The organism is Pseudomonas sp. MYb327 (assembly GCF_040438925.1).
Lineage (GTDB): Bacteria > Pseudomonadota > Gammaproteobacteria > Pseudomonadales > Pseudomonadaceae > Aquipseudomonas.
This window is the reverse complement of the sequence record NZ_CP159258.1, coordinates 4243160-4254964: the sequence shown is the minus strand read 5'-3', so window position 1 is coordinate 4254964 and position 11805 is coordinate 4243160. Positions and strand designations below refer to the sequence as shown.

Here is an 11805-nt window from a genome sequence, read left to right as displayed (position 1 = left end):
TGTTAAGTGATTTAGGATTTGTTAGTTAATCAATGGTTCGGGCGGGATGCTCGAGTTTTATACTGAGAAAGGGATTTTTATGAGTGACAGTTTTTTTGCAAGCAGCAATGTTAAATTGCTGAAAAACATTCGTGCGGATTTTGCGGTAGAGGTGCTGTTGACTGAACGCCTGCAGGGGTTTGGAGTCAGCCCTTTCAATGCGTATATTAATACGTTGGTGGATATTCTAGGCGGGGGAGTTGAATCTTCGCGGACGTTATTTGAAGAGACAATGGAGTGGGTGAAAAGAGAGCAGTATCCAAATTATGTGCAAAATCTAAGCGATATCTTCATTCGCCGGTTTTCCTTTGATTCAAAAGAAAAAGTAATCGGGCTGGAGTTGTTGGGTTTTGAAAAAATTGTTATTGAGATAGTGAGGGCGTTGACGACGGAGCCATCCATTAACCTCGCCAAACGCTCGGTTCGGTCTTTAGGTCTTGAAGATGTAAGGGGGGCGCTGGAGCGAAGTGTGACTGATATCAACTTTGATGAGGTGTATATCACCAGTTTCATTATTGAAAATGGTGAGCGAAAAGTATTCAAGTCTCGACGTTTGGCTGACGATTTATTTGAATCTCTGCGCCACGATGAAATTCCTTATTACCATGGCGACCATTCGGGTGTTTATACGGTCGCTCACAGCGCTGAGGAAGATCATCTGCATCCGCAGCTCACGCCACGGGATATCACCCATTTAGTGATCGAAATTGTTCCCGATTTCCTGATCTGATCCTGGGCGGCTTTGGTAACCCATCCGCCAACTGACGGCCCGCGTTGCCGCGAGTAATCGCTGCGCCGCGGGGCCGTTTTCATCGGCATGAAACAACGATGTCGGGCCAACCACCGTCAGCACGGCCACGACATTGCCCATTGCGTTAAACACGGGGGCCGATAACGCATCCACGCCAGGCATCAGCAAGCCATGCACATGATGCAGGCCGCGCGCGCGGATTTGTTCGCAGATGGCGGCATAGGCCTGATCGTCTGCCAGCGCGTGCGCTGTATGAGCGTGCAATTCCTGTTCGCGCAAATCCACGGTTTCGCGTTTGGGTAGATACGCGCCAAAGACCAGTCCGGTCGAAGAGCTGAGCAACGGCAGCACGGAACCCAATTGCGTGACTACCGTCACCGCTCGCACCGCCGGTTCGATACGCACCACGGTTGCACCCTGGTTGCCCCACACCGCCAAAAAACAGGTTTCGTTCAAGTCGTCGCGCAGCTCGGCCAGGGGCAGGGCGGATACTTTCAGCACGTCCATACTGTTGAGTGCCGCCAGCCCCACGCGCAAGGCTTCACGGCCCAGGCCGTAATGGTTGGTCGCGGCGTTCTGTTCGGCAAAGCCACTGGCGATCAGCGCCTGCAAATAGCGGTGAACTTTGCTCGCCGGCATCTGCACGTGTTCAGCCAGGCGCGAAAGCGAAGTCGAGGGTGACAACTCGGCCAGGGCCTTGAGGATGTCAGTGCCTACCTCGGCCGAGCGGACTTTCTGTTTACCGTTGCTATCAGGCTTTTCCATGGAGGCAGTGTGATCCCGGGACGAATGGGCGTCTTTATAGCTTGACGGTCAATACCAATCAAATTACGTTATGCGTAATCGAATTACGATAAAAATAACCGCGACGTGCCACGACCTCTGCAATTGAGCCATCGGCCACTGTCGACTCCCTGTTCAGGAGGCTCCATGAACTCCGATTCAACGACGCCAGCACTGGCCTATCAGTCAGGCTTCGGCAATGAATTCAGCAGTGAAGCGCTGCCCGGCGCATTGCCCGTCGGCCAGAACTCCCCGCAAAAAGCACCTTACGGCCTCTACACCGAACTGTTTTCCGGCACGGCGTTCACCATGGCCCGCAGCGAAGCGCGGCGGACGTGGATGTATCGCATTCAGCCGTCGGCCAACCACCCGGCATTCGTCAAACTCGAGCGGCAACTGGCCGGCGGACCATTGGGGGAAGTAACCCCCAATCGCTTGCGCTGGAACGCGTTGGAAATTCCCGCCGAGCCGACTGATTTCATTGACGGCCTGGTGAGCATGGCGGCCAACTCCGGCGCGGATAAGCCTGCGGGGATCAGCATCTACCAATATCGCGCCAATCGTTCCATGGAGCGCGTGTTCTTCAACGCTGACGGCGAAATGCTGCTGGTGCCGCAACAGGGCCGTCTGCGCATCGCTACCGAATTGGGTGTGCTGGACGTAGCTCCACTGGAGATTGTCGTGCTGCCTCGCGGGCTGAAATTCCGCGTCGAACTGCTCGACCCGCAAGCCCGCGGCTATATCGCCGAGAACCACGGTGCGCCATTGCGTCTGCCGGACCTGGGGCCGATCGGCAGCAACGGCCTGGCTAATCCACGGGACTTCCTGACCCCGGTGGCTTCTTATGAAAACCTTCAGCAGCCGACAACCCTGGTGCAGAAATTCCTCGGCCAGTTGTGGGGTTGCGAGCTCAATCACTCGCCGTTGAACGTGGTCGCCTGGCACGGCAACAACGTGCCGTACAAATATGACCTGCGCCGTTTCAACACCATTGGCACCGTCAGTTTCGATCACCCGGACCCGTCGATCTTTACCGTTCTGACCTCGCCGACCAGTGTCCACGGCCTGGCCAATCTCGACTTCGTGATTTTCCCGCCGCGCTGGATGGTGGCCGAGAATACCTTCCGTCCACCGTGGTTCCATCGCAACCTGATGAACGAATTCATGGGTCTGATCCAAGGCGAATACGATGCCAAGGCCGAAGGTTTTGTGCCCGGCGGCGCGTCACTGCACAGCTGCATGAGTGCCCACGGCCCGGACGGCGAGACGTGCACCAAGGCGATTAACGCCGACCTCAAACCAGCGAAAATCGACAACACCATGGCCTTCATGTTCGAGACCAGCCAAGTGCTGCGTCCGAGCCGCTACGCCCTCGATTGCCCGCAACTGCAAACCAACTACGATGCTTGCTGGGCCACGTTGCCCGCCACTTTCGACCCGACCCGGAGATAACCCATGACGCAGACTTCCATCCCTCGCAGCTGGGTTGCTTCCGCCAACGACCATGCGGATTTCCCGCTGCAAAACCTGCCGTTGGGCGTATTCAGCGTGAAAGGTTCGGCGCCACGCAGTGGCGTGGCCATCGGCGACCATATCCTTGATCTTGAAGCGGCACTGGATGCCGGCTTGTTCGATGGCGCTGCAAAAGCCGCTGTCGAAGCCACTCGTGGCGGCCAGTTGAATGCGTTCTTCGAGCTGGGGCGCGAAGCACGCGTAGCCCTGCGTGAGCGGTTGATCGAATTGCTCAAGGATGGCAGCACACTGCACGGCAAGATCGAAGCCCAAGGCGCAAAGCTGCTGCCGCTGGCGGCGGATTGCGAAATGCACCTGCCGGCGAAAATCAACGACTACACCGATTTCTACGTCGGCATCGAGCACGCGCAGAACGTCGGCAAACTGTTCCGCCCGGACAATCCGTTGCTGCCGAACTACAAGTACGTGCCGATCGGCTACCACGGTCGCGCTTCGACCATTCGCCCGTCCGGCACTGACGTACGCCGTCCGAAAGGCCAGACCCTGCCGGCCGGCCAGACCGAGCCGACGTTTGGGCCATGTGCACGCCTGGACTACGAACTGGAGCTGGGGATCTGGATCGGCCAGGGCAACGACATGGGCGACTCCATCGCCATTGGTGATGCCGCCGATCACATCGCCGGTTTCTGCCTGCTCAATGACTGGTCGGCGCGCGATATCCAGGCTTGGGAATACCAACCGCTGGGGCCCTTCCTGTCGAAGAGTTTCATCACCAGCATTTCACCCTGGGTGGTAACGGCTGAAGCGCTGGAGCCGTTCCGCCGCGCCCAGCCTGCACGCCCGGAAGGCGATCCACAGCCGCTGCCGTATCTGTTTGATAAGCGCGATCAAGCCGCTGGCGCTTTCGATATCGAGCTGGAGGTGCTGCTGCTCACCGAAGCCATGCGCGAACAGAATCTGCCGGCCCATCGCCTGACCTTGAGTAACTCGAAACACATGTACTGGACCGTGGCGCAAATGGTTGCGCACCACAGCGTCAACGGCTGCCAATTGCAGGCCGGTGACTTGTTCGGTTCGGGCACATTGTCCGGCCCGGAAAACGGTCAGTTCGGCAGCCTGCTGGAGATCACCGAGGGCGGTAAAAAACCGATTGAACTGGCGTCTGGCGAGGTACGCAAGTTCCTTGAAGACGGCGACGAAATCATCCTGCGTGGCCGTTGCAGCCGCGAAGGTTTTGCCTCCATCGGTTTCGGCGAATGCCGTGGCAAAGTGCTGGCGGCGCGTTAAGAGGATCGGGTCATGGAGCTCTATACCTACTACCGCTCGACCTCTTCCTATCGGGTGCGCATCGCGTTGGCATTGAAGGGGCTGGATTACCAGGCGCTGCCGATCAATCTGATCGCGCCGCCAGGTGGTGAACATCGGCAGCCGCCCTACCTGGCGGTCAACCCGCAAGGTCGAGTACCGGCCTTGCGCACCGATGAAGGTGAGTTAGTGATCCAGTCACCGGCGATCATTGAGTACCTGGAAGAACGTTATCCACAGGTGCCGCTGCTGTCCAAAGATCTCGCTGCCCGCGCTCATGAGCGTGGTGTGGCGGCGGTGATTGGCTGCGATGTGCATCCGCTGCACAACGTCAGCGTGCTCAACAAGCTGCGGCAACTGGGTCACGATGAGCCGCAGGTAGTGGAGTGGATCGGGCACTGGATCAGCCAGGGCCTGGGGACCGTAGAACGACTGATTGGCGATGACGGTTATTGCTTCGGACCTGAGCCAGGTTTGGCGGACGTCTACCTGATCCCGCAGTTGTACGCCGCCGAGCGCTTCAACATTTCCCTCGAGGCTTATCCGCGAATCCGGCGAGTAGCGGCATTGGCGGCTAGTCACCCGGCGTTCATCAAGGCGCATCCAGCGAATCAGCCAGATACGCCTTGATAAGAGCAAGATCAAAAGATCGCAGCCTTCAGCAGCGCCTACATTGATCTCCGTAGGCGCTGCTGAAGGCTGCGATCTTTTGCTTTTCTTTTAATGGACGATGGAGTTCGGTGGCAGGTGGCCTAGCCGTTCCGTCAGTCGAATCCGCTGGATCGGATCGTCGCTCAGCAGCAGGGCATGTTCCAGGTCGAAACGCTCGGCATTGGGGCATTCCAGTCGTTGATAAAGGCTGGCCCGGGCCAGGTAATCGGCGGCATTGGCGTTGCCCAGTTCCAGCACGCGCTCGGCGTCGATCAGCGCACCGATGTAGTCATCGTGGGAAAGATGCAACTGGCGCAGGTTACGCGACAGCCGTTGGAGCATTTGCACCGGCTCGGCGGTGACCAGGTGTTCGGCGCTGAGCTTCATGTTCGGGCCGTACTGGCGATGCAGGAGCTCACGGCAATCGTTGGGATACAGCCGCCGGCCGCCGCACGGGTCGAGCAAGTGATCGGCGCCCGGCACCCGTAAGAGAAAATGGCCTGGGAAATTGACGCCAACCATAGGGATTTCCAGGCCTCTGGCCAACTGCAGCGCAATCAATCCCAATGCCAGCGGCTGACCGCGTCGGCGTTCCAGGACTTTATCGACCAATGCCGCTTGCGGGCGCAAGGGCGTGAAGTCGTCCTGGGCGAAACCCAGATCATTCATGCGCCTTAACAGCGGTTGCGCCAATTCGCTTACCGGCAGCATCGGCAAACCGTAACTGACCCGCTGTTGCAGATCCTTGAAATCTTGCAATACGGCTTCCGGGTTCACCTCTTTGTCGTGCTCGACCGCAATCCATAGCGCCGCCTCGAACAGTGCGGGCGGTGAACGTTGTAGACAGTTGAAAAACGATTGGCGCGGTGTCATCTGAATCTCCGGGCAATGCCTCGTTTTAGCCCCGTCTCCGACATTCGTCCAGTGCCATAAAGGCGAGTAACCGGGTTATTTCCGAAAGCCTGATTAGCCGCTACTTTTATTCCGGTGCGCTTCTGCAATTTTTGAGCGCAAGCCTATACTGGCGACTACAAGAAGTGATTCGGGAGCCTTACGATGTTCGCTCTCATGCAAAGCACTCGCCTTGAATCGCTGCATCTGAGCGTCGACCCGACCACCGGGTTGAAGGCGGTCATTGCCATTCATAACAGCCGTTTGGGGCCTGCCCTGGGTGGTTGTCGTTACCTTGCCTATCCCAGCGACGAATCCGCGGTCGAGGACGCAGTGCGTCTTGCCCAAGGCATGAGTTACAAGGCGGCCCTGGCCGGTCTGGCCCAGGGCGGCGGGGTGGCGGTGATTATCCGTCCGATTCATGTGTCCAACCGCGCTGCGCTCTTTGAGGCTTTCGGGCGCTGTATCAATCAGCTCGATGGGCGCTACATCACGGCCATCGACAGCGGCACTTCGGTGGCGGACATGGATTGCATCGCTCAGCAGACCCAACATGTCACCAGCACCACCTCGGCGGGCGACCCTGCTCCGCACGCGGCGATGGGGGTGTTCACCGGTATTCGCGCCACGGCGATGGCGCGGCTGGGCAGCGATAACCTCGAAGGCCTGCGCGTGGCCATTCAGGGCTTGGGCAACGTCGGCTATGCCCTGGCGGAACAGTTGCACGCCGCCGGGGCTGAACTGCTGGTCAGCGATATCGATCACGGCAAGGTGCAATTGGCGATGGAGCAACTCGGCGCGCACCCGATTGCCAACGACGCATTGCTCAGCACGCCTTGCGATATTCTCGCGCCATGTGGTTTGGGCGGGGTGCTGAACAGCCACAGCGTCACGCAACTGCGCTGCTCGGCAGTGGCAGGTTCGGCGAACAACCAATTGACTCATCTGGACGTCGCTGATCAGTTGGAGCGGCGCGGCATCCTGTATGCGCCGGACTACGTGATCAATGCCGGCGGGCTGATTTATGTTTCGCTCAAACACCGGGGCGAAGAGTTGGGAACCATCACCGCACACCTGTCGAAAATCAGTTCGCGACTCACCGAGGTGTTCGCCCACGCGCAAGCGGAAAAACGTTCGCCGGCGCGGGTGGCGGATGAATTGGCGGAGAAAGTGTTGTACCGATAGCCAGATCAAAAGATCAAAATGAAAAAGGCCCTGAGTCCACCGGACTCAGGGCCTATTCAATTCGGGCGTTGCTTACTTTGCTGCTTTGGCGGCCTTGGCTGGCTTGGCCGGGGCAACAGGCTCAGCTTCTGCTTCCTCAACGGGTGCAGCCACCTTTACTGGCTCTGCAACTTCAGCTGGCGCTGTGAGCAGTTCGGACAAGGCGTCCGGCTGGCTCTTGAATGCCTTGGCAAACACATCGCGATTCTTCGCCATGTAGATCCCGGCTTCTTCCACTTGCTGCTCGGTCAGGGACGGAACGGCTTTTTGCAACACTTCAGCCAGCAACTCGGCCAGCTCGAGCATTTTGTCATGACGGTCAGCTTCGGCTTTATCCATGAACAAGCGCTCCAGATCTCGGCTGCTGCGGTATACCACTTCGACGGCCATTCACCACCTCACATGCCTTCACATTTTGTTGTCGGTATCGACTACTGTATCTATATACAGCTAAAGGATAAGCGAAACCTTGGGGTTTGGGTAGTGGGTTTTTACTTTAGCTGGAGATTGTGTGGGTCGGGAGGCTTTCGGCTTGTCTAGGCGTCAGGGGAGATTCACCTTTTGTCTCTGGACGCTGTGAAAGATTAGAAAGCTGTTTTTAGGCGGATTCTCATGAATTCACCACATATTCGAGATAATTACCTCGATTATGCAGAGCCAACTGATCTAAGAAAACTCTGAATTTCTGAAAGATTATTAATGATAGTTCCATCGAAAATTGTAAATACGGTATTGATGTCATTAGCGGATGTGGGCTTTGTCAATAGGACGTAAAGTTTTCCGTCTTTGAGTTCAGAGTCGGCTACTTCAAGTTTCTCTGCTGGTAATATTGCGACATGGTCAATCAAAAATCCGGTTGCAAGATTAGTCTTTGGGACATCAGCTCCAAAAATAATCATGACATCTCTAGGGACCTTCGAAGCATCTTTTGCCCAGCCACTGCCCCAGTCTTCAGCATTTTTACGGGTTACCGAGGCGCTTTGTATTCCTAGGTCTGTGACCAGATTTCCTTTTTTTTGCAGCTCTGCAATACCCATTTCCGTAGTTTTAATTGATCGATATGCAATGAGTTTTTCTTCCATTGCGCCAAGTTTGTGCAGCTCATTAATTAGCTCTGTGGTGCTGTCTTTTAGCCGTAAGCTTTTTGAGTTTGCCAGTTTTCTTAGGTCTCTATTTGGGTGTCCTTGACCGGCCTCAATGAAGTCATTTATGGATTGAAAGTCAGCGGCTTGGGACGTTTCTAAAAGCTGTACTATTGTTTTTTCAAATTTATCTTTGGATAGGGTAGGCAGTTTGAGTATGTCCTCCAGGCTAAATATCTGGCGTGTTGAATCGGTTGATTGAGCTAGAAGTCGAGCTGAGTTGGTCAGCGTTGATTGAGGCCTGGCCGGAACGGGCGGCGGGGCAGTACGTTGCGCACCGGGTTGACCTACTCCTCGCTCCATATGTCCATCAGGATCGATGTTCACCACAGGATTATTTCGCACCATTTGATACAAATTCATCCCGCCTAATACGCCAATCGGATCCGGATTCAACCACCGACACCACCAAGCGATGTAATACCGAAACCCATAGTAATAAAGCCCACTGACATCCCGCTCTTTGCCCGAATAACGAATGGTTTTGTATTTGCCTTCAGTCTCGCTGCGAGCCGCAAACCATGCCGTGCCGCCATACGGGTAGTAACCTTCCCGACTCAGTACTTGCGCGGACTCATCCAATTCCAGGGCACCGGATCCCAAGTGGTCGGAGAGGCCATAGCGTAGTTGATCGTTGTCGACATTCTGGGGAGGCGGGGATTCCCAATGCAGGACTCGCACACTGCCGCGTCCGGTGTGGACATTAATAACGTGGAGAATTTCGTTGCTGGCACTGTTGGTACGAATCTCCAGGTCTCGCAGGTACAGCACTTCGGCAAAATGGATCACGTTTTTGGCTTGAGTAGTGGTTATTTTGCGAACCCGCTGGCCACCACCGTCATACACATATTGTTCGCGATCATTGGCACCGTCCGGTCGACAGACGAGAGTGACTTCTTGCAATTGATTGCGCAGATCCCAGTCCATCTCCGGTCCCGCCTGCAAGCGTTTGAGATTGCCGTTTAGATCGAAACTCGCGGAGAAGTCCGGTTCGCTTCCATCTACTGGCACAGACAAGCTGCGATTGCTCTCTGGCGCCGTGGACATGTGTCGGGAGTATTGCCGTGCACCGACGTGCACCAGTTTTCGCAGGTTGCCACCCTTATCGTAATCAAAGGTTTGAACATAATTAGCCATCTGTGTTGGATCGGGAGGTAGTGGCTGGTAATCAGGAAGACAGGCGCCAGGCGTGGGCAAGCAGCTCTCGCGGCCGGTGGATTTGATCAGTTGGTAAAGGGTGTCGTAGCAGTAGATCGATTCAGGTCGAGTCTGTTGATTATTGAAATAAAGCGTTGTGAGTGCCGACTCTTCGATGCGAACGATATTACCCACAGGGTCGTAGTCATAACTTAAATCCTGCAGCACAGGGTGAACCGAGTGGAGCGAAACGAGCCGTAATAATCGACCATCTTCGGGCCGGTATTCAGCGCGGCTGATTACGCCATTTCCAGCCGTTTCGCTTTCCATCTGCCCAAGAGCGTTGTAGCGAATTTCGCTGAGCACGGTATGTTCTGGGCCCTTGAACAAACGCAGCTTGATTTGATTGGGTTGTCCAGAGAGGTTGTATTGATGAAGTTGGCAGTTACCCCTCGCATCGATCGTTTCCAGCTGTTCGCCGGTCGGCGAAAACCGGTCGCTGGAGGTGAAGCGTTCTGATCCGAGTAGTTGCTCACGAAGTGGCAATTCTTGCGGCCAGGAGGGGGTCTGTAGCTGGTTCAAAAAACGCCGCGTTTCACCCAGCGGCTGTCCATGAAGGTCATATCCCGGGATCTCCCGGGTGCCCGCAGTGTCGTCGTGACGTATAAGGCGACCGCAGCTGTTGTGCTCTGCCGATGGCTGACGATTAGCTTCAAAGGTAAAGCGCTCAACGGTTTTTGGCTCACCCCCCTTCTCGTGCTCAATCACGGCCACCGGCCTTAGCTGAAAGTCATATTCGGTGTGCCTCTGAGTACCGCGTGAGTCCCAGTTCCGACACGCCCCACCTGCGTCATTCATCAACGCAAGCCGCCACCCTGCATCGACACTGTCGGTGAACAATGAAGCGCCAGTCATGGTGAAGCGCGAAGTCAGATTAGCCTTGGTGTCCGGCTGGGACTCTGCCAGTTTCAAGAGGCGAGGGTCCCAATTGGCTACTTGTTGAGCCGCATGGTTATAGACCTGGCGGGTCACTCTTGTTTCGGTTTCGCCCCCGGCCACGTTTCGGCAATACATAATCTTTCGAACGATCAGGCCTCTGGGTTCGATCACCATGATTGCCGGAGTTGAATAATCGAGACTACGTGCAGTGGCAGGCATGAGGTCGTCCGGAGGAGTTGCGGCTCCGCCAATGTGCCTCGTTCTTTTCGCCAAAGATACTGTAAGAAATACCAGTCCCGACCCGGATGTAGCGCGATGCAACGATGTCAGAAAGTGCCTCGTCTTGACCGCTTGTCATCTCACTCGACGGCCACTGGCCTTTTTTCTGCATGCAGAACAACCGTCACGTCCACCCTGCATTATCCGGTCGAACCGACCTAAGGAAGCATCATCGTGAAAATCAACTGGGCCGAGAAGCTGCGGCAGAACGTGCATGAACTGGCAGAGTCCCTGGGCAATTTGTTCGTCGAGACCTTCCACTACCTGGCGCTGTTCGCTATTGGTGCAGTCACCGCATGGGCAGCGGTGATGGAGTTTCTCGGGATGCTCGAACAGGGGCATATCAAGATCGATGACATCTTGCTGCTGTTCATCTACCTCGAACTGGGCGCAATGGTCGGGATTTACTTCAAGACCAATCACATGCCCGTGCGCTTCCTGATCTACGTGGCAATCACCGCGTTGACTCGGTTGCTGATCTCCAACGTGTCGCACCACAATCCCCCGGATCTGGGGATCATCTACCTGTGCGGCGGAATCTTGCTGCTGGCGTTTGCAATCCTGGTGGTGCGTTACGCCTCGTCACAATTTCCGTCGGTGAAGATCGAACACCCGCACCGTAAGACGGGTGCGGGTTCAGGTGAACATCCGGAAGTGGAGAAGGGCGAGCTTTAAAGCCCCATGGCCGGTCCCGGCCGGCCTTTGACGGAGGGTGGTGGAAGGTTGCGTGCCCCGTCATCGGTCATGGCTTCGAGGATGGCCACGGCACTGTGGCCCTGTTCGATGGCAATGCCGAATTGAATGCTTTGCACCAAGCGTTTGATGCGCTCGGGGTCGTTGCGTTGTTCGGTGCTGATCATCCGCTTGGCTACTACACGGCCACTGTTGGACAGGGTCAGCATGATGCTGCCATCCAGACCCTGAATGCTCAGGTTGATTTGATAATCCGCTGCAAAAGCATCGGTAATGAGCTGAAAAGGGTTGTCCATGATGCGTCACCGCCTGATTGAACGTGCAGTTGTTGACGGCCGTGATCGGGATTAGTTCGCCACTCCAGACCATCGGCGTGTCGCTCGCTGAGGTTTGCAAAAGTCCTTTTTGCCCTCGGTCGGGATGTAGCAAAGGGCATGCCGGAACGATTGTCGGACAATAAATGCAGGTAAAAAGAAGGCGGGCACTGTGGCCCGCCTT

General features: G+C 56.0%; 10 protein-coding genes and 1 pseudogene. 6 read left to right on the top strand and 5 right to left on the bottom strand.

Annotated elements, in window-relative coordinates:
* Positions 1–79 precede the first annotated feature (79 nt).
* Entirely contained in the window at positions 80–769 is a 690-nt protein-coding gene (locus tag ABVN21_RS19225; RefSeq protein WP_339553366.1) for a hypothetical protein, read from the top strand.
* On the opposite strand, the gene ABVN21_RS19220 is transcribed toward ABVN21_RS19225, so the two are convergent.
* The gene (locus ABVN21_RS19220; RefSeq protein WP_339553367.1) at positions 734–1555 is read right to left on the bottom strand and encodes an IclR family transcriptional regulator; all 822 of its coding nucleotides are present in this window, start codon (positions 1553–1555) and stop codon (positions 734–736) included. The genes ABVN21_RS19225 and ABVN21_RS19220 overlap by 36 nt on opposite strands.
* Positions 1556–1720: 165 nt before the next feature.
* On the opposite strand from ABVN21_RS19220, the gene hmgA reads away from it, so the two are divergent.
* Genes hmgA through maiA form a run of 3 tightly spaced genes read left to right on the top strand, consistent with a single transcriptional unit; the run spans position 1721 to position 4981 of the window.
* A complete protein-coding gene (gene hmgA, locus ABVN21_RS19215; protein WP_339553368.1) occupies positions 1721–3025 on the top strand; it encodes a homogentisate 1,2-dioxygenase in 1305 nt (434 codons plus the stop codon).
* Between the two features lie 3 nt (positions 3026–3028).
* Positions 3029–4333, top strand: a complete 1305-nt coding sequence (gene fahA, locus ABVN21_RS19210; protein WP_339553369.1) for a fumarylacetoacetase — start codon at positions 3029–3031, stop codon at positions 4331–4333.
* 12 nt (positions 4334–4345) lie between these two features.
* On the top strand, positions 4346–4981 hold the full coding sequence (gene maiA / locus ABVN21_RS19205) for a maleylacetoacetate isomerase (RefSeq protein ID WP_339553370.1): 636 nt from the start codon (positions 4346–4348) through the stop codon (positions 4979–4981).
* Between the two features lie 90 nt (positions 4982–5071).
* Here the strand turns inward: maiA and ABVN21_RS19200 are convergent, their stop codons facing one another.
* A complete protein-coding gene (locus tag ABVN21_RS19200; RefSeq protein ID WP_339553371.1) occupies positions 5072–5875 on the bottom strand; it encodes a transglutaminase family protein in 804 nt (267 codons plus the stop codon).
* Positions 5876–6058: 183 nt separating this feature from the next.
* Between ABVN21_RS19200 and ABVN21_RS19195 the strand changes: the two genes are divergently transcribed.
* Positions 6059–7078: a Glu/Leu/Phe/Val dehydrogenase dimerization domain-containing protein gene (locus ABVN21_RS19195; RefSeq protein WP_339553372.1), complete on the top strand. Its 1020-nt coding sequence runs from the start codon at positions 6059–6061 to the stop codon at positions 7076–7078.
* Positions 7079–7267: 189 nt separating this feature from the next.
* Here ABVN21_RS19195 and ABVN21_RS19190 read toward each other — a convergent pair.
* Both ABVN21_RS19190 and ABVN21_RS19185 read right to left on the bottom strand, forming a co-directional pair.
* Positions 7268–7507: pseudogene (locus tag ABVN21_RS19190) on the bottom strand (YebG family protein); the annotation flags it as partial.
* A gap of 257 nt (positions 7508–7764) precedes the next feature.
* Complete coding sequence (locus tag ABVN21_RS19185) at positions 7765–10554, bottom strand: RHS repeat-associated core domain-containing protein (protein WP_339553373.1); 2790 nt, start codon at positions 10552–10554, stop codon at positions 7765–7767.
* Positions 10555–10788: 234 nt separating this feature from the next.
* Between ABVN21_RS19185 and ABVN21_RS19180 the strand changes: the two genes are divergently transcribed.
* The gene (locus ABVN21_RS19180) at positions 10789–11289 is read left to right on the top strand and encodes a phosphate-starvation-inducible PsiE family protein (RefSeq protein ID WP_008054441.1); all 501 of its coding nucleotides are present in this window, start codon (positions 10789–10791) and stop codon (positions 11287–11289) included.
* Here ABVN21_RS19180 and ABVN21_RS19175 read toward each other — a convergent pair.
* Positions 11286–11603 carry a DUF3509 domain-containing protein gene (locus ABVN21_RS19175; protein WP_339553374.1) on the bottom strand — a complete coding sequence of 106 codons (318 nt, stop codon included), beginning with the start codon at positions 11601–11603 and terminating at the stop codon, positions 11286–11288. The two genes, ABVN21_RS19180 and ABVN21_RS19175, sit on opposite strands and share 4 nt — an antisense overlap.
* Between the last annotated feature and the right edge of the window lie 202 nt (positions 11604–11805).

Excerpts from the sequence above, each read along its gene's own strand:
- ABVN21_RS19225 (WP_339553366.1), top strand. The coding sequence starts at position 80 with ATGAGTGACAGTTTTTTTGCAAGCAGCAATGTTAAATTGCTGAAAAAC.
- ABVN21_RS19220 (WP_339553367.1), bottom strand. The coding sequence starts at position 1,555 with ATGGAAAAGCCTGATAGCAACGGTAAACAGAAAGTCCGCTCGGCCGAG.
- hmgA (WP_339553368.1), top strand. The coding sequence starts at position 1,721 with ATGAACTCCGATTCAACGACGCCAGCACTGGCCTATCAGTCAGGCTTC.
- fahA (WP_339553369.1), top strand. The coding sequence starts at position 3,029 with ATGACGCAGACTTCCATCCCTCGCAGCTGGGTTGCTTCCGCCAACGAC.
- maiA (WP_339553370.1), top strand. The coding sequence starts at position 4,346 with ATGGAGCTCTATACCTACTACCGCTCGACCTCTTCCTATCGGGTGCGC.
- ABVN21_RS19200 (WP_339553371.1), bottom strand. The coding sequence starts at position 5,875 with ATGACACCGCGCCAATCGTTTTTCAACTGTCTACAACGTTCACCGCCC.
- ABVN21_RS19195 (WP_339553372.1), top strand. The coding sequence starts at position 6,059 with ATGTTCGCTCTCATGCAAAGCACTCGCCTTGAATCGCTGCATCTGAGC.
- ABVN21_RS19185 (WP_339553373.1), bottom strand. The coding sequence starts at position 10,554 with ATGCCTGCCACTGCACGTAGTCTCGATTATTCAACTCCGGCAATCATG.
- ABVN21_RS19175 (WP_339553374.1), bottom strand. The coding sequence starts at position 11,603 with ATGGACAACCCTTTTCAGCTCATTACCGATGCTTTTGCAGCGGATTAT.